The 26,047-nt window shown below is 41.7% G+C and carries 32 protein-coding genes; 18 read left to right on the top strand and 14 right to left on the bottom strand.

Features of this window, described 5'->3' with window-relative positions; translation table 11 throughout:
* The first annotated feature begins 120 nt into the window (after positions 1 to 120).
* The 12 genes from ACUXV0_RS11825 to ACUXV0_RS11880 all read left to right on the top strand — a co-directional run bounded on the left by ACUXV0_RS11825 (position 121) and on the right by ACUXV0_RS11880 (position 9,871).
* On the top strand, positions 121 to 564 hold the full coding sequence (locus ACUXV0_RS11825; RefSeq protein ID WP_446189762.1) for a CoxG family protein: 444 nt from the start codon (positions 121 to 123) through the stop codon (positions 562 to 564).
* Positions 565 to 620: 56 nt separating this feature from the next.
* Entirely contained in the window at positions 621 to 1,103 is a 483-nt protein-coding gene (locus ACUXV0_RS11830) for a (2Fe-2S)-binding protein (RefSeq protein WP_446189763.1), read from the top strand.
* Positions 1,104 to 1,128: 25 nt separating this feature from the next.
* A complete protein-coding gene (locus tag ACUXV0_RS11835; protein ID WP_446189764.1) occupies positions 1,129 to 3,495 on the top strand; it encodes a xanthine dehydrogenase family protein molybdopterin-binding subunit in 2,367 nt (788 codons plus the stop codon).
* A 43-nt stretch (positions 3,496 to 3,538) separates the two neighbouring features.
* On the top strand, positions 3,539 to 4,387 hold the full coding sequence (locus ACUXV0_RS11840) for an FAD binding domain-containing protein (protein ID WP_446189765.1): 849 nt from the start codon (positions 3,539 to 3,541) through the stop codon (positions 4,385 to 4,387).
* A gap of 68 nt (positions 4,388 to 4,455) precedes the next feature.
* Positions 4,456 to 5,361 (top strand): AAA family ATPase, encoded by a 906-nt coding sequence (locus ACUXV0_RS11845; RefSeq protein WP_446189766.1) that lies wholly within the window; start codon positions 4,456 to 4,458, stop codon positions 5,359 to 5,361.
* Positions 5,358 to 6,479 (top strand): vWA domain-containing protein, encoded by a 1,122-nt coding sequence (locus tag ACUXV0_RS11850; RefSeq protein WP_446189767.1) that lies wholly within the window; start codon positions 5,358 to 5,360, stop codon positions 6,477 to 6,479. The genes ACUXV0_RS11845 and ACUXV0_RS11850 overlap by 4 nt, the downstream gene beginning before the upstream one ends.
* 62 nt (positions 6,480 to 6,541) lie before the next feature.
* Positions 6,542 to 6,796, top strand: coding sequence for a hypothetical protein (locus ACUXV0_RS11855; protein WP_446189768.1), 255 nt, complete (start codon positions 6,542 to 6,544; stop codon positions 6,794 to 6,796).
* A gap of 1 nt (position 6,797) precedes the next feature.
* Positions 6,798 to 7,661: a hypothetical protein gene (locus ACUXV0_RS11860; protein WP_446189769.1), complete on the top strand. Its 864-nt coding sequence runs from the start codon at positions 6,798 to 6,800 to the stop codon at positions 7,659 to 7,661.
* A gap of 43 nt (positions 7,662 to 7,704) precedes the next feature.
* Positions 7,705 to 8,400, top strand: a complete 696-nt coding sequence (locus ACUXV0_RS11865; RefSeq protein ID WP_446189770.1) for a DUF2490 domain-containing protein — start codon at positions 7,705 to 7,707, stop codon at positions 8,398 to 8,400.
* Positions 8,397 to 9,161, top strand: a complete 765-nt coding sequence (locus ACUXV0_RS11870; RefSeq protein ID WP_446189771.1) for a sulfite exporter TauE/SafE family protein — start codon at positions 8,397 to 8,399, stop codon at positions 9,159 to 9,161. The genes ACUXV0_RS11865 and ACUXV0_RS11870 overlap by 4 nt, the downstream gene beginning before the upstream one ends.
* Before the next feature lie 12 nt (positions 9,162 to 9,173).
* Positions 9,174 to 9,416, top strand: a complete 243-nt coding sequence (locus ACUXV0_RS11875) for a MoaD/ThiS family protein (RefSeq protein WP_446189772.1) — start codon at positions 9,174 to 9,176, stop codon at positions 9,414 to 9,416.
* Positions 9,417 to 9,433: 17 nt separating this feature from the next.
* Positions 9,434 to 9,871, top strand: a complete 438-nt coding sequence (locus ACUXV0_RS11880; RefSeq protein WP_446189773.1) for a molybdenum cofactor biosynthesis protein MoaE — start codon at positions 9,434 to 9,436, stop codon at positions 9,869 to 9,871.
* Here ACUXV0_RS11880 and ACUXV0_RS11885 read toward each other — a convergent pair.
* From ACUXV0_RS11885 to ACUXV0_RS11920, 8 genes are all read right to left on the bottom strand, one after another.
* Positions 9,861 to 10,952 carry an NTP transferase domain-containing protein gene (locus ACUXV0_RS11885; protein WP_446189774.1) on the bottom strand — a complete coding sequence of 364 codons (1,092 nt, stop codon included), beginning with the start codon at positions 10,950 to 10,952 and terminating at the stop codon, positions 9,861 to 9,863. The genes ACUXV0_RS11880 and ACUXV0_RS11885 overlap by 11 nt on opposite strands.
* On the bottom strand, positions 10,949 to 11,239 hold the full coding sequence (locus tag ACUXV0_RS11890) for a hypothetical protein (protein ID WP_446189775.1): 291 nt from the start codon (positions 11,237 to 11,239) through the stop codon (positions 10,949 to 10,951). Before ACUXV0_RS11890 ends, ACUXV0_RS11885 begins: the two co-directional genes overlap by 4 nt.
* 91 nt (positions 11,240 to 11,330) lie before the next feature.
* Entirely contained in the window at positions 11,331 to 11,816 is a 486-nt protein-coding gene (gene moaC, locus ACUXV0_RS11895) for a cyclic pyranopterin monophosphate synthase MoaC (protein WP_446189776.1), read from the bottom strand.
* A gap of 12 nt (positions 11,817 to 11,828) precedes the next feature.
* Positions 11,829 to 12,629, bottom strand: a complete 801-nt coding sequence (locus tag ACUXV0_RS11900) for a hypothetical protein (RefSeq protein ID WP_446189777.1) — start codon at positions 12,627 to 12,629, stop codon at positions 11,829 to 11,831.
* A complete protein-coding gene (locus ACUXV0_RS11905) occupies positions 12,616 to 13,449 on the bottom strand; it encodes a tetratricopeptide repeat protein (protein WP_446189778.1) in 834 nt (277 codons plus the stop codon). Before ACUXV0_RS11905 ends, ACUXV0_RS11900 begins: the two co-directional genes overlap by 14 nt.
* 5 nt (positions 13,450 to 13,454) lie before the next feature.
* Positions 13,455 to 13,886 (bottom strand): membrane protein insertion efficiency factor YidD, encoded by a 432-nt coding sequence (gene yidD, locus ACUXV0_RS11910; RefSeq protein ID WP_446189779.1) that lies wholly within the window; start codon positions 13,884 to 13,886, stop codon positions 13,455 to 13,457.
* A complete protein-coding gene (locus ACUXV0_RS11915; RefSeq protein ID WP_446189780.1) occupies positions 13,831 to 14,556 on the bottom strand; it encodes a hypothetical protein in 726 nt (241 codons plus the stop codon). The genes yidD and ACUXV0_RS11915 overlap by 56 nt, the downstream gene beginning before the upstream one ends.
* A 159-nt stretch (positions 14,557 to 14,715) precedes the next feature.
* Positions 14,716 to 15,162 (bottom strand): hypothetical protein, encoded by a 447-nt coding sequence (locus tag ACUXV0_RS11920; protein ID WP_446189781.1) that lies wholly within the window; start codon positions 15,160 to 15,162, stop codon positions 14,716 to 14,718.
* Positions 15,163 to 15,361: 199 nt separating this feature from the next.
* Between ACUXV0_RS11920 and ACUXV0_RS11925 the strand changes: the two genes are divergently transcribed.
* From ACUXV0_RS11925 to ACUXV0_RS11935, 3 genes are read left to right on the top strand one after another with little or no spacing between them, the layout of a single operon-like run.
* Complete coding sequence (locus tag ACUXV0_RS11925) at positions 15,362 to 16,012, top strand: nitroreductase family protein (RefSeq protein WP_446189782.1); 651 nt, start codon at positions 15,362 to 15,364, stop codon at positions 16,010 to 16,012.
* A 38-nt stretch (positions 16,013 to 16,050) separates the two neighbouring features.
* A complete protein-coding gene (gene prfA / locus ACUXV0_RS11930; protein ID WP_446189783.1) occupies positions 16,051 to 17,121 on the top strand; it encodes a peptide chain release factor 1 in 1,071 nt (356 codons plus the stop codon).
* Positions 17,122 to 17,154: 33 nt separating this feature from the next.
* On the top strand, positions 17,155 to 17,733 hold the full coding sequence (locus tag ACUXV0_RS11935; RefSeq protein WP_446189784.1) for a non-canonical purine NTP diphosphatase: 579 nt from the start codon (positions 17,155 to 17,157) through the stop codon (positions 17,731 to 17,733).
* A 6-nt stretch (positions 17,734 to 17,739) separates the two neighbouring features.
* Here the strand turns inward: ACUXV0_RS11935 and ACUXV0_RS11940 are convergent, their stop codons facing one another.
* Both ACUXV0_RS11940 and ACUXV0_RS11945 read right to left on the bottom strand, forming a co-directional pair.
* The gene (locus ACUXV0_RS11940) at positions 17,740 to 18,207 is read right to left on the bottom strand and encodes a DUF4293 domain-containing protein (RefSeq protein ID WP_446189785.1); all 468 of its coding nucleotides are present in this window, start codon (positions 18,205 to 18,207) and stop codon (positions 17,740 to 17,742) included.
* Positions 18,208 to 18,235: 28 nt separating this feature from the next.
* Positions 18,236 to 18,733 carry a cupin domain-containing protein gene (locus ACUXV0_RS11945; protein WP_446189786.1) on the bottom strand — a complete coding sequence of 166 codons (498 nt, stop codon included), beginning with the start codon at positions 18,731 to 18,733 and terminating at the stop codon, positions 18,236 to 18,238.
* 65 nt (positions 18,734 to 18,798) lie between these two features.
* Between ACUXV0_RS11945 and gldG the strand changes: the two genes are divergently transcribed.
* The 3 genes from gldG to ACUXV0_RS11960 all read left to right on the top strand — a co-directional run bounded on the left by gldG (position 18,799) and on the right by ACUXV0_RS11960 (position 22,142).
* A complete protein-coding gene (gene gldG, locus ACUXV0_RS11950) occupies positions 18,799 to 20,457 on the top strand; it encodes a gliding motility-associated ABC transporter substrate-binding protein GldG (protein WP_446189787.1) in 1,659 nt (552 codons plus the stop codon).
* A gap of 98 nt (positions 20,458 to 20,555) precedes the next feature.
* Positions 20,556 to 21,680 carry a DNA polymerase III subunit beta gene (gene dnaN, locus ACUXV0_RS11955; RefSeq protein WP_446189788.1) on the top strand — a complete coding sequence of 375 codons (1,125 nt, stop codon included), beginning with the start codon at positions 20,556 to 20,558 and terminating at the stop codon, positions 21,678 to 21,680.
* A 126-nt stretch (positions 21,681 to 21,806) separates the two neighbouring features.
* The gene (locus ACUXV0_RS11960; protein WP_446189789.1) at positions 21,807 to 22,142 is read left to right on the top strand and encodes a T9SS type A sorting domain-containing protein; all 336 of its coding nucleotides are present in this window, start codon (positions 21,807 to 21,809) and stop codon (positions 22,140 to 22,142) included.
* Between the two features lie 121 nt (positions 22,143 to 22,263).
* On the opposite strand, the gene leuB is transcribed toward ACUXV0_RS11960, so the two are convergent.
* From leuB to ACUXV0_RS11980, 4 genes are all read right to left on the bottom strand, one after another.
* Positions 22,264 to 23,325: a 3-isopropylmalate dehydrogenase gene (leuB, locus tag ACUXV0_RS11965; protein WP_446189790.1), complete on the bottom strand. Its 1,062-nt coding sequence runs from the start codon at positions 23,323 to 23,325 to the stop codon at positions 22,264 to 22,266.
* Between the two features lie 99 nt (positions 23,326 to 23,424).
* Complete coding sequence (locus tag ACUXV0_RS11970) at positions 23,425 to 24,945, bottom strand: alpha-isopropylmalate synthase regulatory domain-containing protein (protein WP_446189791.1); 1,521 nt, start codon at positions 24,943 to 24,945, stop codon at positions 23,425 to 23,427.
* 72 nt (positions 24,946 to 25,017) lie between these two features.
* Complete coding sequence (leuD, locus tag ACUXV0_RS11975; protein WP_446189792.1) at positions 25,018 to 25,614, bottom strand: 3-isopropylmalate dehydratase small subunit; 597 nt, start codon at positions 25,612 to 25,614, stop codon at positions 25,018 to 25,020.
* 53 nt (positions 25,615 to 25,667) lie between these two features.
* The gene (locus ACUXV0_RS11980; protein WP_446189793.1) at positions 25,668 to 26,018 is read right to left on the bottom strand and encodes a four helix bundle protein; all 351 of its coding nucleotides are present in this window, start codon (positions 26,016 to 26,018) and stop codon (positions 25,668 to 25,670) included.
* Between the last annotated feature and the right edge of the window lie 29 nt (positions 26,019 to 26,047).

The raw sequence follows: 26,047 nt of genomic DNA on the forward strand, positions 1-26,047 counted from the left end.
AAATTAAGAACCGTAAGACCTATGATAGAATAGTTCAATTCTTTAATCGAAATGTTAAATAATAAGATGAATTTGAATAAATAACTTTGATAAAGTCCAATTTGATATTTAAAAAACCCTATGGAATTAAGCGGTAAACATATTTTAAACGCTCCGGTTGACAAGATTTGGTCTATGATTTTAGACCCTGAAATACTGGCTCAGATAACCCCCGGAATCTCAGAACTACAGCAAGAAAGTGGCGATTTATACAAGGCAATTGCAGATGTGAAAATTGGCCCGGTAAAGGGGCGTTTCGAAGGCTCCGCGGAGCTACTCAATAAGATAGAGCATGAGAGCTTTGACATGAAAGTGCAGCAAAACAGTAAAATAGGTAATGTGGCGGCCTCTTTGGGCATGAAAATGCAAGCTACGGAAGATGGCCAAACAGAGCTTTCTTTTGATGGCAAAGCAGACGTGACCGGGCTATTGGCTCGTACGGGTAACCGTGTGATGAGTGGAGTAGCCAATACACTTACCAAACAATTCTTCAGCAATTTTGAAAAGCTTCTACAAGAAGCCTAAACAAGTCAATTCAACCCTTGAAAGCTTCTAAATGCTTTCAGTAAATAATAAGATCTATGGCAAAAAAAATAACAGTGAATGTCAATGGTGTATCCTTTACCGAAGAGGTAGAAGAACGCATGCTATTGGTACATTTTCTAAGAGACAGGCTTGAACTCACCGGCACGCATGTAGGCTGCGATACCAGCAGCTGCGGTGCCTGTACCATTCATCTGGATGGCATGGCCGTGAAATCATGTACCACTCTGGCCGTACAGGCAGATGGTAGAAGTGTTACTACTATTGAAGGTATGGCAGATGGCGATACTCTTCACCCACTACAAGAAGGCTTCAAAGAATGTCATGGCCTGCAGTGTGGTTTCTGTACACCTGGCATGATCATGACGGCAGCAGACCTGCTCAATGATAACCCAGACCCTTCTGAACATGAAATTAGAGAGGCTTTGGAAGGTAATTTCTGCAGATGTACGGGCTACCATAATATCGTGAAATCTGTAGAGTACGCTGCAGATAAAATTAACGGCAAAGTACCTGCCTGAGTTAAACCCTTAAATTTTTAAGACAATGAGTAATAAATATATAGGTCAGTCGGTCAAGCGGGTAGAAGATAAACGCTTTGTTACCGGTACAGGCCGCTATACAGACGATATAAACCTCCCAGGCATGCTTCATGCCTATATTCTGAGAAGCCCGTATGCCCATGCCAGAATAAAGTCAATAGACACTTCTGCGGCAGAGGCCATAAATGGAGTGGTTAAAGTGTACACCGGAAAAGACTTTGAAGAAGTAAACGGTGTACCCTGTGGGTGGCAGGTAGACTTTAAAGATGGCACCACCATGCGAGAGCCAAAACACCCGCTACTGGTGGCAGATAAAGCCAGACATGCCGGCGATGGCGTAGCACTGGTGGTGGCCACAGATAAATACATAGCACGTGATGCCGCAGATGAAATAGTAATAGACTGGGATGTGCTGCCAGCTGTGGCAAACCCTAAAGAGGCAATGGCGGCAGGTGCTCCTAAAGTGCATGATGAGTTTGAAGATAATCTGGCGTTTGACTGGGAAATAGGAAACCCAAAAGAAGAGGTAGATGCCGCGATGGCCTCTGCTCATCATATTACTAAACTTGATTTCACCAATAATCGCGTAGCCCCCAATCCTATAGAGCCACGCAGTTATGTAGGACATTACGACCCGGTGTATGAGAAATACACCCTTTACACTTCAACACAAAACCCTCACCTCATCCGCCTGCTGATGTGTGCCTTTGTGCTTGGTATTCCTGAGCATAAAGTACGTGTAGTGGGGCCGGATGTCGGCGGAGGATTTGGTAGTAAAATCTACCATTATGTAGAAGAAGCCCTGGTTACGCTGGCAGCAAAAGACCTCGGCAAACCTATCAAATGGACCTCAGACAGGTCTGAGGCTTTCCTTTCAGATGCTCATGGGCGAGACCATGTAAGCACTGCCGAAATGGGCTTTGATAAGGAAGGAAATATTGTAGGTCTTCGGATAGAAACGTATGCAAACGTGGGTGCCTATCTCTCCACTTTCTCCACTGCTGTGCCTACTTATTTGCATGGTACGCTTTTGCAAGGCTTATATACTACACCTAAAATCCACCTGGATATGAATGTGGTCTTTACCCACACGGTGGCAGTAGATGCCTACAGGGGTGCAGGTAGACCAGAGGCCACTTATCTTCTGGAAAGAATTATTGAAGTAGCAGCCCATGAAATGGAAATGGACCCTGCCGAACTTCGTTTGAAAAACTTCATCCCTCCTTTTGACGGAGTCAATGAGCCGGGTTATCAAACACAGGTAGCATTACAGTATGATAGTGGTAATTACGCCCCTGTATTAGAAAGAGGACTGGAAATGCTGGGCTATGAAGATTTCAAAAAAGAACAGGCAGATGCTCGCAAAAAAGGCAAACTTCTAGGGGTTGGTATTTCCTGTTATATAGAAGCTTGTGGAATTGCCCCCTCTGCGGTGGTAGGATCCCTAGGTGCCAGAGCTGGTCTTTTTGAGTCTGCTCAGGTGAGGGTACAGCCTACAGGCAAAGTAAGTGTCTACACAGGCTCTCACTCTCATGGCCAGGGTCATGAAACCACGTTTGCTCAGGTAGTAGCCGATAAACTGGGCATACCTTTAGAAGATGTAGATATCATACATGGCGACTCAGATGCTGTGGCCTTCGGAATGGGAACATACGGCTCCAGAAGCTTGGCTGTCGGTGGTTCTGCCATTGTAAAAAGCGTAGAAAAAGTGCTGGAAAAGGGTGCCAAAATAGCAGCTCATAAATTGGAATGCTCTGTAGATGACCTGGACTATGAAGGCGGTGCCTGGAAAGTAAAAGGAACAGACAAGTCAATTTCTTTTGGTGACGTTTCATTGACCGCCTACGTGCCTCATGTGTACCCAGAAGGTCTGGAGCCGGGGCTCGATTTTAGTAGCTTTTATGACCCTACAAACTTCACCTATCCTTTTGGCTGCCATATATGTGTAGCAGAGGTAGATGAAGAGTCTGGCAAGGTTACGATTAAGCGAATGATAGCTGTAGATGACGTAGGGAATGTGATAAACCCGATGATCGTAGACGGGCAGATTCATGGCGGGCTGGCCCAGGGAATTGGCCAGGCTCTTTTGGAGGGCGTTCAATACGATAGCAACGGACAGCTGATAACAGGCTCATATATGGATTACGCCATGCCTCGGGCAGATGACCTTCCATCTTTTGAGACCGATAGAAAAACCACGCCATGCCCACATAACCCTCTTGGAGTAAAAGGGGCTGGTGAAGCAGGAGCCATAGGCTCTACACCCGCTGTGGTAAATGCAGTCATGAATGCTCTTTGGCATAAAGGAGTAAGAGACCTGGAAATGCCATTGACTCCAGAGAGAGTTTGGCGTGCTATGAATAAAAAATGATAATCCCGGAGCCCAGGCTCCTGAATATAAAAACACTAAGAATATGTTACCATCTTCAGTAGACTATTACAGAGCCAGCTCGGTGGCAGATGCCGTAGCAAAGCTCAAAGGCAACCCCGAAGCCAAACTTTTGGCTGGTGGCCATAGCCTAATACCGGCTATGAAACTGAGACTAAACTCTCCGGCTATTTTGATAGATATCTCTGGCCTCAAAGAAATGACAGGTATCAGTGAAAACAATGGCGTCATTACCATAGGGTCAATGGTCACCCATGGGCAGATTGCTAAATCTGAACTTATAAAATCGAAACTTCCTATACTCACAGAAACCGCCGATATGATAGGCGATGTACAGGTAAGAAATGTAGGAACCATGGGTGGGAGTATTGCCCATGCAGATCCTTCTGCAGACTGGCCGGCGGCACTTTTAGCTACCGGGGCTATCATCGTAACAGATCAGCGAGAAATACCTGCAGACGATTTTTTCATGGGCTTTTTTACCACCGCTCTGGAAGAAGAGGAGATTATTACAGCCATAAAAATACCGGTACCAGAGAACGGCACCAAAATGACATATCAAAAGTTCTTCCAGCCGGCTTCCAGATTTGCCATTGTGGGCTGTGCAGCTGTTATAACTGCTTCTGGCGGAACCATCACAGATGCAAAAGTAGCCTTTACGGGTGTATCAGATGGTCCGTTTAGGGACTCGGCGGTAGAAGATGCCTTAATAGGCCAACCAGATAACGACACCGCTGCTGAAGCCGCTGCTAAACTTGCTGCAGAAGATGTAATGATTAGTGAAGATCATTATGCTTCTGAAGAATACCGCAAGCACCTGGCAAAAGTATATGCCAAAAAGGCCTTAAGAATGGTATGTGGAAGAGTAAGTTAGGGTTATAGTTAGGTTATATGTAAACTGTGAAGCCACCCGATTTCGGGTGGTTTCCCTTATTTTTAAGTATGACATTCCAATCAAAAGACGAAATACAGCAGCAGCTTTCTAAAGGAGGATATATCTCAGACGACGCCACAGCAATGTCTATTTTTCTGGCTTTGAAGCTTCAGAAACCTATCTTAATAGAAGGGCCGGCCGGAGTAGGCAAAACCGAGATAGCTAAAATGATGGCTACTCTTTTGGGCACAAATCTTATTCGTTTGCAGTGTTATGAAGGGCTTGATGCCAGCCAAGCCATTTATGAATGGAATTATCAGCAGCAATTACTTTATCTCAAAAAACTGGAGATTGAAAAAACGGATAAACAGAAAATAGAGGTAGACGAGCTGTTCTCTGAGCAGTTTTTGTCAAAAAGACCTTTGCTACAGGCTATTACTCAAAAGGAGGCTCCCGTATTGCTCATTGATGAGCTCGATAGGGCAGATGAAGAATTTGAAAGTTACCTGCTGGAAATCCTGTCTGATTGGCAAATCACGATCCCCGAGATCGGCACGGTGAAAGCCTTGTCAAAGCCCTTTGTGGTGGTAACCGGAAACCGCACCAGAGAACTCTCAGAAGCTCTTAGAAGAAGATGTTTATATCTGTGGATTGACTACCCTTCCTTTGAAAAAGAGGTACAGATCATCAAAACCAAATTGCCAGAAATTGATGAGAAACTAGCGGCCCAAATTACCCTTTTTATGCAGGAGCTTCGCAAAGAAGACTTAAACAAAAAACCGGGTGTGGCAGAGAGTCTTGACTGGGCTATGGCCTTGGCAGAAATGCATTTTGAACATCTTGATAAAACGCTAATAGAGCAAACGCTGGGTGTTGTTCTCAAAGACTGGGAGGATATAAGAAATACTCAGCTTTCACTTTCTGAACTCATGGAAAAGGTGGGCATTAAGTCAAAAATTGATGAGGTTATATGATCAGTCGGATAACTTCATTGACAGAGCAAATCACCGATTTTGGAAGATACCTGCGGTCAAAAGGTTATGACATTTCTGCGGCTCGTGAGGCTCTGGCTTTAGAAGGTTTGAAAGTAGGTCATTTTGATAAAGCCGGTTTCAAACTAACCCTCAAAAGCGTGTTTCCTACCAGCCACCAAAACTATCAGGACTTTGACCAGCATTTTGACCTTTATTTTAAAGAACGTAAAAAAGGTGTAGACGCTAAAATTAAGGAACAGGCTAAAGAGGTAAAGAAGAGAACTCCGCAGTCTGAGGCTTCCTTTAAATCTCTCAAAAACTGGCTCCATGGTGGTAAGCAGGAGGAAGATGAATTGGCCGCCTATGGCGGAGAATTAAGATTAACAGAAAAAGACCTCTCTGGTTTTACCGATGAAGACCTAAGAGCATCGCAAGAGCTGATCAGGCAACTGGCCAGAAGAATCAGAAAAAAGCCAGGGAGAAGAAATGTTTTCTCCAAAACCGCCACACAGCCAAACCTGAAAGCAACTCTCAGAAAAAATCTAAAAAGGGGTACTGAGATAAATGAGCTTGTATTTACCCGGAAAAAGCCCAGAGCAGTACGTATAGTTTTGCTTACAGATGTAAGTAGGTCCATGGAAGTGTACAGTCGTTTTTTTGTTCAGTTTATGCATGCCTTTCAGCAGGTTTATCCCAGAATAGATACCTACGTGTTCAGTTCTTCACTCACAAAAATCTCAGAGCATATTTACCGCAAAGATTTTAAACGAGCTTTTGCAAATCTGGGCGATTATGTGCCAAACTGGAGTGGTGGCACCAAGATTGGCAAAAGTCTGAATGAGTTTGTCTCTCAAAAAATCAATCAACGCATAGACAGCAAAACAATTGTGATTATAGTGAGTGATGGCCTGGATACAGGCGAGGCTTCTTTGGTTTCTGCAGCGATGAGAAAAATCAAAACCCGTGCAAAAAAAGTGGTATGGGTGAACCCCTTAGCTGGAAACCCCGAGTATCAACCCAAAGCCGCCGCCATGCAGGCCGCCTTGCCCTATATTGATGTCTTTAGCTCTGGCCATAATCTGGGCAGTTTAAAGAAGCTGGTTTTGAAGGATCTTTAAACTTGTGGCACGACTAACCACAAAAAAAGAAGGAGTCGTGCCACTAGTAATCAAAAATGATTATGATTGAAGTCAAAAGCTATACATCCAAAACTATTCCTACAGGTGTAAGTTTGGGTAAAGGCTACGGTAGTTTTCAGATGATGGGAGTTTGGATTGACCAATTAATGCGAAGGTATAAGGCCAGTACAAATTCGCAATTAAGACAAAGTGGAGAATTGATCGATCATATGATTAAAAATAAAGAACAACTGATTGAAAAATATATTGTTCAGATAGATTATTTAGGTAATGCTGCAGTAGTTAGAGTTAACTGACATGGGAAAATACAAACAGGAATATGAGGATTATTCGAAGGACAACATAGAGTCATTAGGTAATCTTAGAATATATAGAAGCAATAGTTTTAATGCCCTTTGCAAAAACTATGAATATGAGGCTCTTTCAATATATTATCTTTATCAAGCCAATATTAATGAGGCAAGAAATAACCTCTTCAAAGCACTTTTCGTAGAGCATCTTCAAAATGAACTTGTTCTTAAAAAGTACCCAAATCTGGAATTTAAAAAAAGGCTAGAAATTGTATGCCATGAAAATTGGCATGGATATAATTATGGGCTTTGCTGTAAAAACGAAGCTTTTTTTCAGAAATATCTAAAGAACGTTATTGTCTTGGGTAATGAACACAAAGCCAATTATAATTTCACAGCCTCTTTAATTAAAAAGGGGATGCTGACCCAAAATCAGGCTTTAATTGATGAGCACCTTCCTCGGTTTAAACAAATAAAAGCGGCAAACCTCCGAGGTTTTGAGAAAGGAGATTATATGTGTATTGAGGGTATTCTTAATCATGATGTCAATCGTTTTAACGAGGGAAGCCAGTTTATTATTAAAGCCTACAAAAGAGAAGCCGGGGTAACAATTGAAGCCAATGTATGCATCTGGGCCACGGCCATGGTGATTTTGGCTCAAAGAATGGGTCTTGTCCCTGACTTGTCTGATAGTTTTATCTCAAAAGAACTGGTCATGGCAGAAGACAAAAGTTTTGAGCTGGATGAGGACCTCAAAAGCTACGTAGAGCAGTTAGAAAGTCTCAGTGCCAACGGAGGACAATACCCCGAAGAAAATATTGAAAACAATGAAGAGCCGAAGGGCTTTTGGAAAAGTTTATTACGTTTCTAAAACGCAGAAGGTTGAATTCATGACTATCGTTAAGTACACAGCTATGTTACTCATTTTTTCTGGCCTTTGTTTCAATTCTTCGGCTCAGAAAAAGACATTATCAGAGAATCAAGATCTCCTCTGGACGAGGTATTCCATCTCTTTACCGATAACGGCCAAAATCAGCTGGACTAATGAGGTTGATAATAGATTATTTATGAGTTCTTGGAATAGGTTTCAGACAATTGGACACAGTCTTTTACATTTTAATCCTGAACCGAGTCTCACCGTATCAGGTGGTATTACTTTTTCAAATGCTAACCCACCCGAGCCATTTTCAGAGAACCCAACTTCCCGAAGTGAAATGCGATTTAATCAACTATTGACATTCACACAAAAGGAAAAGAAGTTAGACCTTTCTCATAGAATAAGATTTGAAGAACGTTTTTTCATGTCAAACCCCGTATCTGAAGGTACTTTCAATTGGCGATTTAGATATATGTTTACGGTCTCAAAACCATTAAATGAGAATCTGACACTAAAACTAAGCGACGAAGTTTTTATCAATGCGGGAAAAAACATTGTCTTTAACACTTTTGACGCCAACAGACTATATGCCGCGTTAAATTATAAAATTTGTGCCCCTCTGGGAGTAGAGCTTGGTTATCTTCGATCTGTACAACAGCTGTCAGATGGATTGACCTACCTAAAACGTGATAACATCCGATTTACACTTTATCATAACCTAAAAACGAAATGAATTTCTTCATTGAACATATCGAGCTAATCCTGCTTTTCTTTGGGATAGCAGTTTTATACTCATCGGTAGGTTTCGGAGGGGGAAGCAGCTATTTGGCGATTTTAACACTATTCGGCATTGATTTTATTACACTCCGAGCCATTTCTTTGCTTTGCAATATTACTGTCGTTTCTAATGGTACTTTCCAATTCTTTAAAAAAGGGTTTCTCAAACTTAAAAAGGTGATGCCTTTGGCTCTTTTTAGTATTCCTTTTGCCTATTTAGGTGGCAGGATACCCATAGAAGAAGAAGTCTTTTTTATCGTACTGGGTACAGCTTTAGTAGCTGCCGCAATACTTATGTGGATTCAGAAGAGTCTGCAAGCCACAGAAATAAACCTTAAAACTGATAGCTGGTGGTTTAATGGCCTGGTAGGCGGAAGTATAGGTTTCTTGTCTGGTCTGGTAGGAATAGGTGGAGGTATTTTTCTTTCACCGCTTCTATATCTTCTCAAGTGGGATGAGGCCAAGGTTATCTCTGCCACAGCAAGCTTTTTTATTCTGGTCAATAGCATCTCTGGCCTGGCCGGGCAGATGAGCTCTGTAGGTTTTGAACTCGACTGGCAGCTGGCACTTACGCTAATGATTACCGTAGGCATTGGCGGTTTTATAGGAACTTACATGGGTACCAAACGTTTTAACTCTATCACCGTAAGAAAAGCTACGGCAGTGTTGGTTTTTTATGTAGGTATTAGAATTTTGTACAAACATCTGCTGGCCTAAAAGAGTAAAATCATGAAAATAAAAGTCTTGTGTTTTGGCATTACCCGTGATATTCTCGGCGGTTTTGAAAAAGAAATAGAGCTTGAAGAGGGGGCCTCTGTAGAAGTGCTAAAGCAAAAACTGATTTCTGATTTTCCTGAATTTCAAAAGCTCAATTCTTTAAGAATTGCGGTCAATGAAGAGTATGGGAATGAAGAACAGATCATTACAGAAAAAGATGAAATTGTTCTGATTCCACCTGTGAGTGGAGGGTGAAAAACTTGCTAGAAACAATGACGAATAAGGATTCAAATCATATTCAAATTCTTCTTTCAAACGAAAGTCTTCAATTAGCTGCATGTGAGTCATTCGTAGAAGACCCCGGAGCTGGTGGTATTGTGCACTTTGTGGGAGCGGTGAGAAACCAGACCAAAGGCAAAACGGTCACCCGCCTCGATTTTGAAGCCTATGAGCCTATGGCGATTTCTGAAATGCAGAAAATAGCCGAGCAAGCAATTCAAAAGTTCGGGGTATTGAAAGTGGCTATTCATCATAGGGTAGGAACTCTTGAAATCGGGGAATTACCCGTGATTATAGCCGTTTCTTCTGCTCATAGAAAGGCGGCTTTTGAGGCCTGCCAGTATTGTATTGACACCCTAAAAGAAACAGTTCCCATTTGGAAAAAAGAGATTTTCGAAGATGGTGAAGTTTGGGTAAGTGCTACTCCTTAAGCTCAAACTCTTCTCTCTCCTCTGGTGTATTTACATTCTTCAAAACGGCTGGATTTGAAGGCTTAATCATACAGATTTCACTATTGATCAGTACCTTTCTGGGGCAGCTGTAGCCCAGGGCTAAAAACTCCATTAATCGCATATAAGCTTTAGGCTCCCACAAAGTGATTAGTGGATCTGGAAAATCAGTTTCCTGGTTAAAGAAGGCGGTTGCCATTTTTCCAGAATCTCGCTGGGTTAATAACTCCTGAAAAACATCAGCATTGACGAGTGGAAGGTCACAAGCCGCTACCAGCCATGCGGCATTAGGATCCTGCTGAAAAGCAGAAGCAATGGCTCCAAACGGCCCCAAACCCTCAAACTTATCCGTGATTCTTTGATAATCCGGGTATTGCTCTGGCCTACAAGAAACAAAAGTCTCAATTTCCAACTTTTCAAACTCATCAATTAGATAATCTACCTGAGGTTTTCCATGATAATTGATTTGACCTTTATCCTCACCCATTCGTGTACTTTTGCCACCGGCTAAAATCAAGGCCTTAACTGTCGGAGCGGGGCAAGTCGTTTTAATCAAATCAGATATCTCATCAACCTGATTATGTGAAAAGACCGGGACGTCTTTGGCCAACTCTCCTAGCCATTCAAATGAAGCTTCCACATCATAGAGCACAAAACCAATGACATTGGTGAGCTGGTCTATTCTCTTCTTTAGTGAGGCCTCCTTTTTTGAATGAATAAGCACCAGCTGTTTCTGAGCCTGAAAGTGATTTCCATTGACTAAAACCAAATCCTGATCATTCAATAAGATCTGCTTGTCAAAATCATTCAAAGACTGCTTATCGTAACGGATGTATTTGATTTTATCGGTCAACTCATTTTTGCCCAGACCTTCAGTCTCTGAGTCTCCGAAAGCATGGTCAGCATCTACATATGTTATGGCAGTATTGTCCAGCTTTTGAATTAGAAGAGCAGCCAAATCCTGAATGTCGCCACAAGGTGACCCTACCAGAGCCAATTCATTTCGGTTAAAATTCCCTATGGAGGGTTTTGCTAACTTGGCGTGTTTTTGATGCTTTTTCATATGACCCTTTTAAAGCTTCTAATTTCGTCAAATAATTCCCAGCCCCAAAGTCCTAAGAAAACAGGGCCAAACACAAACCCTCTTTTATTATAAAGTTTGACAGCTTCAAAATTAAGATGCAGAAAAGAATAAATGGCCTGCCAGATGCCGCAACTGTTGTAATTAGGATCATTGGGGTCGCAGATTGCGGGAGAATTGATAAAGGTTTCCAGTGGGAATATGAGAATTGCCAATGGTACAATAATCAAAATAGTGAGCTTGAGATATTTCCAGTATTTGAGAAGCATTCGGCGAAATTCGGAAGTCTTTTATTATAGCCACGTAATAATTGCTACAGAACAACTTATGAACTTAGCGTCATTGCGACTTTGCGGTGAACTAGTTTTCTAACACAAAATCCCTCTTTCCACCACTCTTTGCAATCAACCTTGTTTCCCTAATGACGATATTATGCGAAAAGGCCTTGCACATATCATAGATGGTAAGTGCCGCCACAGACGCACCAGTAAGAGCCTCCATTTCTATTCCGGTTTTCCCTGTTAGCGAGGCCGTGCAGATGATTTCTACTTCGTTTTGATCATTCATGGATATTTCTACCTGGCAGTTTTCCAGCCCCAGCGGGTGACAAAGCGGAATCAGTTCCCCGGTCTTTTTGGCCGCCATCACTCCGGCAATAATAGCCGTCTGAAACACCGGCCCTTTTTTGGTATGAATTTCTTCACCTTGAAGCTTCTTCATGATTTCGTCATCCAAAACCACTATGCTTCTGGCTTTAGCGATGCGTTTGGTCACCGGCTTTTCTCCTACGTCTACCATAGAAGGATTTCCAGCATTATCTAAATGGGTAAATTCTTGAGAGCTCATAATTCAAAATTATCAATTTTCAACCTCCACCTCATCAAGCAAGGCATTAAAAACCTTAAATCTACGTTCCTTTATTTTTGCTTCAGCTATGGCTTCTGCCTTATTATAACCTCCACTGTAGTACCGCTGAAACCAAGGCAAAACCGAGATGGAAGCATCTAAAATAGATGTATTTACGGCAGACCTGGCTCCCAGAAATAACAGCCCTCCCGTCAATAACATAGAATTTATTCCATTCTTAACGTCCCCGGCATAAAACTGGCCCAAACCAGGTAAGATAATGCTTAGAATCTTCGCTTTTTTAGGGCTCAGCTTGTTGATCTTATCATTTTCTCTGAAGAGCTCGTGCACCGCCAAGGTGTCAGTTGATATGCCTTTGAATAGGGCTTCTGCAGACTCGAAATCCTCGGTAGCAAAAGCCAGCATAGCTTCATAAAAAAGACGCTGCTCCTCTTGCTCTTTGGTGAGGCTATTGGGTAGATTGAATAGCTCTATTTGGGCCTGATTATATTCTCTAAGAATGAGATGACATGATGCTTTTTGAAGAGTAATTGCCGCCTGTTCTTCACCTGAATGAACAAAATATGCCAGATCATAGTAGTAGGCCGCCTCACCATACTCGCCCGTTTCATAAAGGCAGTCTGCCATCTTTTTGTAAGATTGAGCACCATACTCTCCTTTGGCATCAAAAAAGAGTACTCGTTTAAAGGTTTCTACCGACTCCTGATATTGCCCCAGCTCATACAGAGAATTGGCAAATTGAAAACTTTGGTCAATCCCCTGCGTGAAAGCCGAAATGCTAGTAATAAGCATTAAAAAGATCACTCGCTTCATGCTGCAGTAGGTTGATTCGTTTTCTATTCTTATTCTTTGCAGACTTCACAGATCCATAAATATTTCCAAGGTAAAAACCTGAACCTATCACGGTATAAACCCATGGTCTGTAATTATTCACTCCAAATTGATTGAACTTTCTGTACGCCTGAAATGCCATTCCACCCGTAAAAATCAAAGAAACTATACCATCTTTCCAGTCGCCTGTATAGGCTTTACCCAAACCAGGAACTGCCGTTGACATCATTCCTGCAAGAAATGGGCTTTTGCGTTTACCATTAAGACCTCTGTCAATAATTGACCTATAGCCCTCGGCCAGATAATCTGTAGAGTCGTTCACGAGATTGACATACTTCTGAGCCTCCACAAAGTCTGAATTGAAAATCTCGACAGTAGTGTTTAGGAGTGCCTTATCTTTTTCGGATAAAGAGTGGGTACTTAACCAATAACTCTGTGCCGTTTCCCAGTTTCTATTGCTAAGCAATAACTTAGAATACTCCACCGCATGTTTTTGAGGGATATAACGAATATCCTCAAACAAAAGCTGGCTCCTTCTAATGCCATCTTCAAGCCCTCCCGAAAGCCGGTAAGCCTTCATTAAGTTTAGTTTAGCGTCCAGGTCTTCCGGATTGAGATAGTTTAAACGTTCAAACTCCTTTACAGCAAACGAATACTGACCAGACTCCAGGAGATACTCAGCAAACTTTCGGGTATTGCTTTCATTATAAAGACTATCCTGAGCCCGAGATACACCCCCACAAAGAAGAATTGAAAAGAAAAGGATAAAGTATTTCTTCATGAATATCACTTATAAGAAGCCACTATCTGTACCAAAGGTTCTTTGGTTGGGTCATCTTTGAGAAGCATTAATTTTTTATCGAAGTCGTAATTTTGAGGAGAGAGGCCGTTGCATCTGGTAAGCCGATCCATGGTCATAAGACCTCCATTTACCATTCCATGAGACTTCACAGCCAGAATACCATACTCTGAACACGAAGGCGTAAATGTACACACCGTCAGGTCTTGTGAAGAAAAGAATGCTTTGTAAAACAAAAACAATCCCGAAAAGGCCGTTTGTACTTCGTTGGCGTTGTTTTGAGCCTGCCAGTAGGTCTTTTTAATATTGCCGTCTTCCAGCATATTTCGGTATAAATCCTTTCTTTTACCCGACTGGGCCATGCTATTTTCGCATAGCAGCAGACTTAGTAATAGGAATACGATACCTGTAAATTTCATCTTCATCTTGCTGGTCTGTCACTATGTTTTTATACGTGGTTCTTTGAATGTTCTTTTCACCGTTAGCACCATAACTTATCATGGTCACCTCACTCGGAAACTCCACTCCCTTAACGTTAGTATACTTCTTAAAAAACTGTCGACTCACCATTTTCCCATCTTTGTCATAGAAAATCATGGCATCTAGCCTCCTGTTTTTCTTAAGCATCTTTATATCGCCAAATAACTCACGGAGCTTTGCATCTGTAGGCACCCAAGTGGTGAGTATTCCCTCATCTGTTTTCTCTACATTCTCAATTTTATAGATACTTCTTTCTTCTTTATTGCTGGTAAGCCCATAATCTGAGAGTTTCCCGGTAAGGGCTAGGTGAAAAACAGTAAACTCAGGCATGAGTACTGTCTTGCTTCTTTTGACCAGAAGACCCGCCTTGTCAATAGTAAAAAGCGTAGTATCCTGAATCACCAAAGTTTCTTTCTCCGGGAAATTCAGCGTGTATACTATTTTCTTGTAGATTTTATCATAATACACTTTCCCCATGGTAAGCCTGTATTTACCGTCAGCCAGTTTATCTTTTACAGATACATCGGCCTTAAAGCGGTAAAACTGTTGTGCCGAAGCAAAATTGGCGAAAGCCAAGGCAAAAAAGAGTATGTAAATAAGTTTCTTCATTTGTTCATTTTCAGCAGTTGGGGAGCATCATTAAAGTCTCATAAACCCTAACTCTATAGACTCCGGTTTATTATAAAAGCCCCAGATCTAACCGCCGTGAATAACAAAGCCCAAACTATAGAAATAGTCTGGGCTTTCAAAAATGTTTTCAAAGAGGTCTTAGAAACCGATACCTGTTCCCCAGATAGCACCGTAAAGTACTACGTAGAAAATAATGTAAGCACCAGCAGTAACTAAACAACCGATCAAAGCTTTCTTAGTTTGCTCTTTATCCTGATCAGTTAGAACGTATACTAAAATTACTCCAAGAAGAGTAAGTACACATCCCCACCAGAAAGCAGGAATACCAAGAGGAAGCTCATCTGCAGCAAGAGCACCAGCAGTATCAGCACTTAACTCGATACCAGAAACCAGATCAGAGTTTTGAGCCTGCAATTCTTCAAGTGTTACGTCACTCTCCTGAACATACTTCTCAATTTTGTCTAGTTGATCAAACTCAGCTGAGATTTCATCTTCATTAAGCGAAAAAGCCTGCTGAGGTTCTGTAGCCATTGCGAAGGTCATTGTCAGACATAGCACAGAAAGAATAGATAAGAATTTTTTCATGGTCAAAACAAATAAATGGTTAATTGTAGAACAATAATAGTCTAATAAATTGATAATTCAAACAATCAAAATCGATGTTGCGGCTCCAACAGGAACCACGCAAATCAAAGCAATAAGACTTAATTTTACTGGCGTTCGCCAAATAAAATAGCAGAGAATTTTATTTTACGGAACTCCATTTTTCAAAAGCACTACATCAATGATAAAGTATCAGAGCCAAACCGTTTCTTCAACAGAAATGACTCAAAGAGCAGAAAAAGTATTGGCGTTTTCTCAAAAAAGAAGATCTGTAAGAGAGTTTTCAAACACGCCGGTAAGTAAGGAAATCATTGAAAAACTGATACTTACAGCCGGTAGTGCCCCAAGCGGTGCCAATATGCAGCCTTGGACCTTTTGTGCTATTTCTGATGCTGCATTGAAAAAGAAAATCAGAACAGCCGCAGAGAAAGAAGAATACGAAAGCTACACCAACCGTATGAACAAAGAATGGCTTAAAGACTTGGAAAAGTTTGAAACTAACTGGCAAAAGCCTTTTCTGGAAGAGGCTCCGTGGATCATCATTGTTTTCAAACAATCGTATGGCTTAAAGCCCGACGGAAGTAAAAAACAACACTACTATGTTAATGAAAGTGTGGGGCTTGCCTGTGGTTTCCTTATCAAAGCTATACATGAATGTGGTCTGGTCACTCTTACGCATACACCCAGCCCTATGGGTTTCTTATCAGAGATACTAGAGAGACCCGTTAACGAAAAGCCTTTCCTTCTACTTCCGGTAGGTTATGCTTCTGAAAATGCCATGGTGCCCAAATTAGAAAAGAAGTCAAGTGAAGAGCTCATCAATTGGTACTAAAAAAAGGGTAAATTTGCGGCACCAGTAGCGGTAATGATATGATAGAACAATTAGAATCCATTAAAGAGAGGTTTCACGAGGTTTCCCAACAAATAGGGATGCCGGAAGTGGTCTCTGATATGGTCAAGTTTAAGAAGATTAGCAAAGAGTACAAGGATCTGGAGAAGATCGTAAACGAGTACAAAAAGTATAAGGAAGTTCTGGAAAATCTGGCTGGTGCCAAAGAAATTCTGAATACTGAAAAGGACGAGGAGCTACGGGAAATGGCCAAAGATGAGCTGGAGGAACTTGAACCACAAAAAGAGGCGTTGGAAGAGATTCTCAAAGAAATGCTCATACCAAAAGACCCGAATGATGAGAAAAATGCAATTCTCGAGATTCGTGCCGGTGCTGGCGGTGATGAAGCTTCTATTTTTGCGGGAGATTTGTTCCGAATGTATCAGCGATTTGTAGAAAATCAGCCTGGCTGGAGCATAAGCATCATGGATATTAATGCCGGCTCATCAGGAGGATATAAAGAGATCATTGCAGAAGTTACTGGTGAAGAAGTTTACGGGAAACTAAAGTTTGAATCTGGTGTGCACCGTGTTCAGCGTGTACCTGCCACAGAGTCTCAGGGGCGTGTACATACCTCCGCCGCTTCTGTGGCCGTTTTGCCAGAGGCAGATGAAGTGGATTTTGAGCTCAATATGGGTGATATCAAAAAAGATACCTTCCGTGCATCTGGAGCAGGTGGGCAGCACGTTAACAAAACCGAGTCTGCGATTCGACTTACACACTTACCGACGAACACAGTGGTGGAATGCCAGGACGGTAGATCTCAGCATCAGAATTACGATAAAGCCCTAACTGTACTACGTTCCAGACTTTATGAGGCCGAACTCAAAAAACATGAAGATGCCATTAGCTCAGAACGTAAGTCTCTAGTGGGGAGTGGTGATAGATCAGATAAGATTAGAACTTATAATTACCCACAAAGTCGGGTTACCGACCATAGAATCGGCCTAACAGTTTATAACCTACCTACTGTAATGGATGGCGAAATCAATGAATTTATTGAGAAGCTGAGGATTGCTGAAAATGCGGAAAGAATGAATGAGGGGGCTTAGGCTTTTCCGAATTTATAACTACACAATAGTGCTATGAAAACCATCTGCCTCGCCACGAATAACCAACACAAAGTAGAAGAGCTTCAAAAGATGCTTGAAGGCCATTTTGAAATCAAAACACTTCAAGACATCGGCTGCACCGAAGATATCGCTGAAACGGCCGATACTTTTGAGGGAAATTCACTCATCAAGGCCGATTACGTTTATCAGAACTATCATATTGATTGTATAGCTGATGACTCAGGACTAGTAGTAGATGCCTTAAATGGTGAACCAGGTGTGTATTCTGCACGCTATGCCGGTGAGCACGGAAACCATGACAAAAACATGGACAAGCTTCTGCTTAATCTAAAGGATGTTGAAAACAGAACTGCACGTTTCAAGACAGTGGTAACCATGATTCTTGCAGGAGAGACTTTCACTTTTGAAGGGGCTGTAGAGGGAAAAATCATTGACCGTAAAACCGGAGATGGTGGCTTTGGATATGATCCAATATTTATGCCCGATGGCTATGACCGCACCTTTGCTCAGATGAGCATGGAAGAAAAAAACCCTATCAGTCACCGAGGCAGGGCCATCGAAAAACTAATAGGGTTTTTAAAAGGTCGTTAATTAACTCTAACGCATTCTATCTGCGTCTTTTACCATTTTCTCATCCTTTTTGATGAAGCGGTTTGCCAGCCAGTTTAAGGCCAAGGCCGCAAAACCAGCGTAAAGCCCGATTTCAAATTTGCCTTCACCGGCTCCTTCAAGCGTCATGGCATCATATTTTACATGGTAAACGCTTACTGCTACTGCAGCACCTATCAATAGAGAGTTCAAGGCTACAAATAACATTTGACGCACTCGATTTTTGTATTGAAAAATGGTAAATACACCTACCGCAATGGCTATGGCAGCCAATACAGCCACATAAAAGATTTCTTTTTTAAAAGCGGCCAGCCCACCTTTTGTCTGAACAATCTGATAAGGGTTGACCAATATTTCGTTTCCTTCTGTACCGCCAGTCCAAGTGTTTGTACTTAAAAACACACCTAGTGCTATGGCAGATAATAAGAGAAGCAAACTTTGAATTCTTTGAAGCATTCGTTTCGTTGTTTTTTCTGCAAATGTATTAATCTCTGGTAAGCTCTTCAATAATTCTTTGATGTTCGGGGTATTGAGCCTTAAGAGTGGCTCTTTTTGCCATCTCAAAATCCTGAAAATCAAAGCCGGGAGAAACGGTACAGCCCACTAAAGAGTATGAGCCACCCGCTACCGGCCTGGAGCCAAACCACACTCCAGCAGGTACCACAGCTTGAAATACTTCACCATTTTCGGGGTTATTGCCGAGTAAAATTCTTTGCACTGCACCCTGAGAGTCAATAAAGAAAACCTCAAGAGGATCACCTGCATAGAAATGCCACATTTCATCAGACTTAATTCTATGGAATGCCGAGAAATTTTGCTTCTCCATCAGAAAATAAATGCCAGTGGCAAAGTTCCTTTTTCCGGGCATCCCAAAATCGTCGGTTTTCACCGTCAACTCAGACCTGTAGGTTTCGGAAAAATACCCTCCTTCTGGGTGAGGGTTAAGATGAAGTTTTTCTATCCAGTATGCGGCTGTCTTCATTTCATTCGTTTTTCTACAAAATAAATCTAATTTTTGTACCTGATTAAAAAACACGTGATTGCTCAATGAGTAAATACTCAAAGCTTTTCCTATTTATTGCCGCAGTGGTTTTGGTCAATGTCTTATCAGCGTGGTTCTTTTTTAGACAAGACCTGACCGAAGAAAAAAGATACAGTATCTCTGAAGCAAGTAAAAACCTCGTTACAAGACTGGGCGAGCCTGTAGAAATAGAGGTCTATCTCGATGGCAATGATCTTCCCGGTGGTTTTGAGCGACTCAAAAAAGCAGTAGACGAAACACTCGGGGAATTTAAGAACTATGCCGGCACCAATTTGAGCTACCGATTCTTTGACCCCAACAGCATCAGCAATCCAGAGCAACGAAACGCATTTATTGACACTCTAATCTCAAAAGGAGTACAGCCAACCAATATTTTTGACACCCAAGGTGGGCAAAAAACCGAAACTCTTGTTTTTCCTTACGCCGTAGTAAAAACAAATTCAAAGGAAGAAACCGTTTTGCTTTTGCAAGGCAATCAAGCCCTCTCTGCACAGGAAAAACTAAATCAGTCTTACGAAAACCTGGAGTATTCCTTTGCGAAAGCTTTCCGCAAACTTTCCTCTGCAGAACGTAAAAAGGTTGGTCTGCTCACTGAGTTTACTCAGCTGGAGCCAATAAATTTTGCAGGACTTATCAATGGTCTGCAAGAGTATTACGATTTGTTTATTGTTGACGCAAAAACCTCAGAATCGTTCATCGGACTTGATGCCCTGATCCTTCCAAAGCCCGATTTACAAGTTGATGATACCACCAAGTATAAGATTGATCAGTATGTCATGTATGGCGGTAAAGCCCTCTTTTTTGTGGATGGGCTTAAGGTAGATTCCATTGGTCTGGAGGGCTCTTATGCTCAGCCTTTACGTCATAACCTTGACGACCTTTTCTTCAAATACGGTATCAGACTAAACACTGATATGGTGAAAGATGGAGGTAGTGCGGCCATGGTGCCTTTGGTGGTTGGTAATATGGGAGACAAACCAAATATTCAGCCTATCCCCTATCGTTTTTTCCCTTTGGTGGGAAATTTTGGAGAAAGTCTAATCACTAAAAATATTGACCTGGTCATCTCCAGATTTGCTTCTACAATTGATACAATTCCAGGTACCGGCACAAAGAAAACTCCTTTGCTCGGCACTACGCCTTACACCAAAGTTTTGCAAGCACCAGCACTGGTAACTTATAATGATGCACGCAAAGACACAGATACCGAAGAATACAATAACGGAGTCAAAGAAATCGGCTATTTGCTAGAGGGCCGATTTAAGTCGCTGTATGAAAACCGTATTTTACCATCTGACCCGAGGAGTGAATATTTCAAAGCCTTAAGTGAGCCTACTAAAATGATCATTTGCTCAGATGGCGATCTAATTGTCAATGAGATTGACCGCAGGAATGGCGAGCCCCTGCCGCTTGGTTTTGATAAAGTCAGCCAACATACTTTCGGGAATAAGGATTTTTTGATGAATGCCATAGACTACCTCATCGATGATAATGGTGTTATCACAGCCCGCAACAAAGAGGTAAAACTCAGACCACTGGATACGATCAAAATCAGGGATGAAAGATTCAGGTTACAATTAACCAACCTACTTTTACCATCCTTACTCATTCTCATTTTAGGAGGTCTGAAGGGATATTTTTGGCGAAGACAATACGGTCGTTAAGTTCTACCCTAAAAATTTATTTGAACCGCTGTTTTTATGTCATTTTGACTAACTTTGCCTAGTTTTATAAACGACTATAACCTTTTAATCATCCATATATGAAGTTTATCGTTTCATCATCAGAGCTATTGAAGCACTTAGCCACCATCAGTGGTGTAATTGCCAATAACCCGATAGTTCCGATTCTTGAAAATTTCCTTCTTCAATTAGACGAAACAAACCTTACCATTACGGCCTCTGATATGCAAACTGTGATGATCACAGAAGCACAGGTAGAATCTTCAGACAAGGGTTCTATTGCCGTACCGGCAAAACTTCTGATGGAAACCCTTAGAAGTTTACCAGAGCAACCTGTTACAATCACAGTAGACGAAGAGACTTTCGGAACTGAAATAGTAACCGCCAACGGTAGATTTAAACTGGCTGGTGAGAATCCAATGGATTTCCCACGTGCCCCTGAGGTAAACAGAAACTTTAGTATTGAGCTGGACTCAGATGTCCTGGGTACTGCCATTGCCAATACCATTTTTGCGACGAGCACCGATGACCTTAGACCTGCCATGACAGGGGTTTATGTTCAACTAGGCGACGAGCACACTACTTTTGTAGCCACTGACGGTCACAGGCTAATTCGCTACAGACGTGAAGATGTGAAGTCAGATAACTCTACGAGTATGATATTGCCTCGCAAAGCTTTGACTCTTTTGAAGTCTAGCTTACCATCTGAGGTGCTTCCTGTAAAAGCTGAGTTTAGCAACTCAAATGCATTCTTCAGTTTCGGAAATATCAAAATGATTTGTCGTCTGATAGATGAGCGTTTCCCTGATTACGAAAACGTGATTCCTCAGAATAACCCAAATCATATGAAAATAGGCCGTGCTGAGTTATTAAGCACCCTAAAGAGAATCTCTATTTACTCTAACAAAACCACTCACCAGATCAGGCTAAAAGTAGAGGACAATAACCTTGAAATCTCTGCTGAAGATCTTGACTACAGCAATGAGGCCAATGAAAAGCTAAGCTGTGAATATGGTGGTGAGCCAATAGAAATTGGTTTTAATGCCAAATTCTTGGTAGAGATGCTGAGCAATCTGAACACAGATAACCTTACACTAGAGATGTCTCAGCCTAACAGAGCTGGCCTCATTGTGCCGGAAGATAAAGCAGAAAACGAGGATATGCTGATGCTGGTTATGCCGGTAATGCTAAACTCGTATTCATAAAGATATACCCCCTAAACTATAAGGAAGCACCTTCTCGAATGATCGGGAGGGTGTTTTTTGGTTTATAGGCTTCTGTGTCTGAAGTTTTTAGGCTAAATTGTAGTACTACTTAGAAACTATACTACAATGAAATCATTACTCTACCTTCTATTCCTATGTCCTTTGCTGGGCAATGCACAGGAAGTCTCCTTAGACTTAAAACCTGAAATTTCTGTTGAAAAAACTCCTTTAAGAGTGTATACCAACCCTTCTAACTCTTTTACAAGAATAGAGTTTTGGTCAGATGAGGCACAAGTAGAAAATATAGATGTAATTACCGGTGACGGCAGACTTTTTGAGAGAATAGTACATAACGTGAATCAAGAAGGACTGCAGCTGGCCGAACTAGATACCAGAAACTTTTCTCCGGGTGTGTACTTCATAAAAGTCAATGAAGAAATGAGAAAGGTAGTAAGGTATTAACCTTTCACATAAAATACATTAAAAGTAAAAACCCCTGGCTCATTGAACCAGGGGTTTCTTTTCTTTACTTGTTCCTCAAATGAGGTTTTTCCTCAAACTGTATATGATGATGGTTTTGTTGTTACTTTATCTGTGAGGCTAACCAGTCTCCTACTTCAGAAGTACCGTAAGCCTTGTCTTTACCTGCGATGTCTTCAGTGACTACACCTTCTGCCAAAGACTTATTAACCACGTCTTTAATCTCCTGTGCTTCAGCCTCCAGTTTAAATGCATATTCAAACATCATAGCCGCGGAAAGTACAGTACCAATAGGGTTGGCAATATTCTTACCCGTAGCTTGCGGATATGAACCGTGTATTGGCTCAAAAACTGACGTATGTAAACCAATAGAAGCTGAAGGCATTAGTCCCATAGAACCTGAGATTACAGAGGCCTCGTCGGTCAATATATCACCGAACATATTTTCTGTTACCATTACGTCAAATCCTTCTGGCCATTGGATGATACGCATGGCTGCAGCATCTACCAATAAGTATTCTGTTTCTACTTCAGGGTACTCTTTTTCTAACTGCTGACCTACCTCTCTCCATAGTCTGGATGTTTCCAGGACGTTCGCTTTGTCTACAATAGTCAGCTTTTTATTACGCTGCATGGCATAACCATAAGCTAGTCTGATAATTCTTTCTACCTCTTCACGTGTATACACACAATGATCAAACGCCGTATTTCTACTTTCGTCTCTTCCTTTATCACCGAAGTAAATACCGCCTGTCAATTCACGAATACATACGAAATCCGCATTCTCAATCAGCTCCTGACGAAGCGGCGATTTATGAAGAAGAGAAGGGAATACCATAGTAGGACGAATATTAGCGTACAAGCCTAATTTCTTACGCATGGCTAATAGTCCTTGCTCAGGACGTACCGGATTTGAAGGGTCGTTATCAAAACGAGGTAAACCAATGGCCCCAAATAAAACCGCATCTGAGTCCATACAGATTTGGTGCGTTTCATCAGGATAAGGATTACCAACAGCATCAATGGCCGCAGCACCCGTTAGGGCTGGAGTCCAATTAATAGTGTGTTCATATTTTTTTGCGATAGCATCACACACTTTCTGAGCTTGTGCTACTACTTCCGGTCCGATGCCGTCTCCGGCTAATACTGCAATATTTAAGTTCATTTTTTGGCTTTGGGCTGTTGGCTGTTGGCCTTCAGCAATTAAAATTTCCTATTCTATACTTTTTGCCGACTGCCGATTGCTGACCGCCGACTGCTTTAATCAAATCAAGTTCAACATTTTCATCGTGGCTTCAATTGCCGACACTGTTTGGTCAGAATCTAGTCCACGGGTCTTCATTTCTTTCTTTTGGTGCTTGTATTTCCAGGTGATGATCGTTTCACAAAGAGCATCTGTTCTACCTCCCGGTGGAATACGCACTGCATAATCAATCAACTCCGGTAACTCAAGGCCTTCTTTGGTCATAACCTTTTGAAGGGCGTTCATGAAGGCATCATACTGGCCATCACCCTGGGCATTTTCTTCATAAACCTTATCGTTTATTTTGAGCTGAAGAGTAGCCGACGGCTGCAGACCTTTAGAGTGTGTAAGCACATAATTCATCACCGTAATATTCTCAACTGCCGGTGCTCTATCAAGCACATCGGCAATGATAAACGGCAAGTCTTCACGAGTTACAGTCTCCTTTTTATCACCGAGCTGAATAATTCTTTTAGTGACCTTTTTTAGGTCTTCATCAGGAAGACTGATACCGAGCATTTTTAGGTTCTGCTCTATATTGGCTTTACCCGATGATTTGCCCAATGCATATAGTGTTCTTCTTCCAAAACGGCCTGGCTTTAGCTCACTTACGTAAAGGTTGTTTTTCTTATCGCCATCTGCGTGAATACCTGCGGTTTGAGTAAATACACTCTCTCCTACTATTGGCTGATTCGCCGAAATTCTCAGACCAGAATACCCTTCTATGATTCTACTGATTTTGTATAAGGTGCTCTCATCTACATTAAAAGTCACATCTTTTACGAAATCTGTCAGTACAGCCACTGCACTTGCCAGGGCTGCATTTCCCGCTCTTTCACCCAGCCCATTGACCGTTAGGTGAATACCGTGAGCTCCCGCTTTTACGGCCTGCATAACGTTAGCCACACCAAGGTCATAATCATTATGACCGTGGAAGTCAAAATGAGTATCCGGGTAGCGTTCTACCAGGGTTTTAAGGAAGTCATAGCTTTCTTCCGGAGTCAATACTCCAAGCGTGTCCGGCAATAAAATTCGCTTTATTGGGAGTTTTGTGGTAAAGTCTAAATGCTGAAAAACATAGTCTAAAGAATGACGCATGCCATTGCTCCAGTCTTCCAGATAGACATTCACTCCAATACCTTTCGCCTCGGCTTTGTGTACGATCTCCTCAATTTGGGAAAAATGCTCTTCCGGAGTCTTTTTGAGCTGATGCTTCAAATGATTCAAAGAGCCTTTTGTCAGAAGGTTCATGGTTATAGCACCTGCCTCTTCCATCCAGTTGAGAGAAGCATCACCATCTACAAAAGTGAGCACCTCCACTTTTTCCAGAAGTCCCTTTTCAGCTGCCCATGAAGTTATTCGCTTTACAGCATCAAGCTCGCCATCAGAAACTCTGGCAGAAGCCACCTCTATCCTATCTACTTTCACCTCCTCCAACAGCAGCTGAGCTGCAGTCAGTTTTTCTGAAGCAGAAAAAGATACTCCGCTGGTTTGTTCACCATCGCGGAGAGTGGTATCCATTATTTCAATGTGTCTTTTCATTGGGCTCTCTGGTCTTGGCTTTCAGCCATCAACTAGCTTTTCAATAAGCTAATGGCAGAAGGCTAATGACCATTAAAATGGTCTTGTTTTAGCAAATTCACCGATCTCTTCTTTCATATTTTGAAGATAATCGATGTCATCAAAGCCATTGATCATGTTATTTTTCTTATAACCATTGATCTCAAAGCTTTCACTTTCGCCTGTAGCCACAATCGTCACCTTTTGACCAGGAAGATCTACTTCTACTTCTGCATTTGCATCAGCTTCAATAGCCTTAAAAATCTGATCTAAAAAAGCCGGAGAAACCGTTACAGGCAGAATCCCGATATTCAGTGCATTCCCTTTGAAAATATCTGCAAAGAAAGAGCTGATCACACATCTGAATCCATAATCATATATGGCCCATGCTGCGTGCTCGCGGCTTGAACCCGAACCGAAGTTACGGCCAGCCACTAACACCTTACCAGAATATGTAGGGTTGTTTAAAACAAAATCCTCTTTAGGTGAGTCGTCGTTATTATAACGCCAATCTCTAAAAAGGTTATCACCAAATCCCTCACGCTTTGTTGCTTTCAAAAAACGAGCAGGTATAATCTGGTCTGTGTCTACGTTCTCTAAAGGCAAAGGAACGCAGTTAGATTTCAAAACTGTAAACTTATCGTATGCCATAATATACTAACGGCTTTCGGCGGTAAGCTTTCGGCTACACAACCTCAACCGTATTATTTTAATTTATTTATTAGTTGATAGAGTTGTTTCTTGATTACCACAACTTTACCATCAAAATTATTATACACTTCAATATCAATGAAGCCGAGATCTTTTGAAAGAATGTTCAAATTCTGACATTCAAACGAAGACCCTGCCGCCATTTCCAAAAATCTGGCAAAATCTTTCTCGCTTCTTTTTGCACAGCCTTCTGCTATATTATTGGTGATTGATACAGCTGCTCTTCTGTACTGTGATATCAACCCAAACTTCTCTTCTATTGGGAAACTCTGAGTAATCTGGTAGACATCCAATACAAAAGAATGTGCATTGACCCAGACATCATATTTTTTAAAGTCTCTCATAGAATTACAAATAGCCGATTGCTGAAGGC

The organism is Jiulongibacter sp. NS-SX5, from assembly GCF_052828545.1.

Bases quoted from the DNA above. Each gene is read 5' to 3' on its own strand.
- ACUXV0_RS11825 (WP_446189762.1), top strand. From the start codon at position 121: ATGGAATTAAGCGGTAAACATATTTTAAACGCTCCGGTTGACAAGATT.
- ACUXV0_RS11830 (WP_446189763.1), top strand. From the start codon at position 621: ATGGCAAAAAAAATAACAGTGAATGTCAATGGTGTATCCTTTACCGAA.
- ACUXV0_RS11835 (WP_446189764.1), top strand. From the start codon at position 1,129: ATGAGTAATAAATATATAGGTCAGTCGGTCAAGCGGGTAGAAGATAAA.
- ACUXV0_RS11840 (WP_446189765.1), top strand. From the start codon at position 3,539: ATGTTACCATCTTCAGTAGACTATTACAGAGCCAGCTCGGTGGCAGAT.
- ACUXV0_RS11845 (WP_446189766.1), top strand. From the start codon at position 4,456: ATGACATTCCAATCAAAAGACGAAATACAGCAGCAGCTTTCTAAAGGA.
- ACUXV0_RS11850 (WP_446189767.1), top strand. From the start codon at position 5,358: ATGATCAGTCGGATAACTTCATTGACAGAGCAAATCACCGATTTTGGA.
- ACUXV0_RS11855 (WP_446189768.1), top strand. From the start codon at position 6,542: ATGATTGAAGTCAAAAGCTATACATCCAAAACTATTCCTACAGGTGTA.
- ACUXV0_RS11860 (WP_446189769.1), top strand. From the start codon at position 6,798: ATGGGAAAATACAAACAGGAATATGAGGATTATTCGAAGGACAACATA.
- ACUXV0_RS11865 (WP_446189770.1), top strand. From the start codon at position 7,705: ATGTTACTCATTTTTTCTGGCCTTTGTTTCAATTCTTCGGCTCAGAAA.
- ACUXV0_RS11870 (WP_446189771.1), top strand. From the start codon at position 8,397: ATGAATTTCTTCATTGAACATATCGAGCTAATCCTGCTTTTCTTTGGG.
- ACUXV0_RS11875 (WP_446189772.1), top strand. From the start codon at position 9,174: ATGAAAATAAAAGTCTTGTGTTTTGGCATTACCCGTGATATTCTCGGC.
- ACUXV0_RS11880 (WP_446189773.1), top strand. From the start codon at position 9,434: ATGACGAATAAGGATTCAAATCATATTCAAATTCTTCTTTCAAACGAA.
- ACUXV0_RS11885 (WP_446189774.1), bottom strand. From the start codon at position 10,952: ATGAAAAAGCATCAAAAACACGCCAAGTTAGCAAAACCCTCCATAGGG.
- ACUXV0_RS11890 (WP_446189775.1), bottom strand. From the start codon at position 11,239: ATGCTTCTCAAATACTGGAAATATCTCAAGCTCACTATTTTGATTATT.
- moaC (WP_446189776.1), bottom strand. From the start codon at position 11,816: ATGAGCTCTCAAGAATTTACCCATTTAGATAATGCTGGAAATCCTTCT.
- ACUXV0_RS11900 (WP_446189777.1), bottom strand. From the start codon at position 12,629: ATGCTTATTACTAGCATTTCGGCTTTCACGCAGGGGATTGACCAAAGT.
- ACUXV0_RS11905 (WP_446189778.1), bottom strand. From the start codon at position 13,449: ATGAAGAAATACTTTATCCTTTTCTTTTCAATTCTTCTTTGTGGGGGT.
- yidD (WP_446189779.1), bottom strand. From the start codon at position 13,886: ATGAAATTTACAGGTATCGTATTCCTATTACTAAGTCTGCTGCTATGC.
- ACUXV0_RS11915 (WP_446189780.1), bottom strand. From the start codon at position 14,556: ATGAAGAAACTTATTTACATACTCTTTTTTGCCTTGGCTTTCGCCAAT.
- ACUXV0_RS11920 (WP_446189781.1), bottom strand. From the start codon at position 15,162: ATGAAAAAATTCTTATCTATTCTTTCTGTGCTATGTCTGACAATGACC.
- ACUXV0_RS11925 (WP_446189782.1), top strand. From the start codon at position 15,362: ATGATAAAGTATCAGAGCCAAACCGTTTCTTCAACAGAAATGACTCAA.
- prfA (WP_446189783.1), top strand. From the start codon at position 16,051: ATGATAGAACAATTAGAATCCATTAAAGAGAGGTTTCACGAGGTTTCC.
- ACUXV0_RS11935 (WP_446189784.1), top strand. From the start codon at position 17,155: ATGAAAACCATCTGCCTCGCCACGAATAACCAACACAAAGTAGAAGAG.
- ACUXV0_RS11940 (WP_446189785.1), bottom strand. From the start codon at position 18,207: ATGCTTCAAAGAATTCAAAGTTTGCTTCTCTTATTATCTGCCATAGCA.
- ACUXV0_RS11945 (WP_446189786.1), bottom strand. From the start codon at position 18,733: ATGAAGACAGCCGCATACTGGATAGAAAAACTTCATCTTAACCCTCAC.
- gldG (WP_446189787.1), top strand. From the start codon at position 18,799: ATGAGTAAATACTCAAAGCTTTTCCTATTTATTGCCGCAGTGGTTTTG.
- dnaN (WP_446189788.1), top strand. From the start codon at position 20,556: ATGAAGTTTATCGTTTCATCATCAGAGCTATTGAAGCACTTAGCCACC.
- ACUXV0_RS11960 (WP_446189789.1), top strand. From the start codon at position 21,807: ATGAAATCATTACTCTACCTTCTATTCCTATGTCCTTTGCTGGGCAAT.
- leuB (WP_446189790.1), bottom strand. From the start codon at position 23,325: ATGAACTTAAATATTGCAGTATTAGCCGGAGACGGCATCGGACCGGAA.
- ACUXV0_RS11970 (WP_446189791.1), bottom strand. From the start codon at position 24,945: ATGAAAAGACACATTGAAATAATGGATACCACTCTCCGCGATGGTGAA.
- leuD (WP_446189792.1), bottom strand. From the start codon at position 25,614: ATGGCATACGATAAGTTTACAGTTTTGAAATCTAACTGCGTTCCTTTG.
- ACUXV0_RS11980 (WP_446189793.1), bottom strand. From the start codon at position 26,018: ATGAGAGACTTTAAAAAATATGATGTCTGGGTCAATGCACATTCTTTT.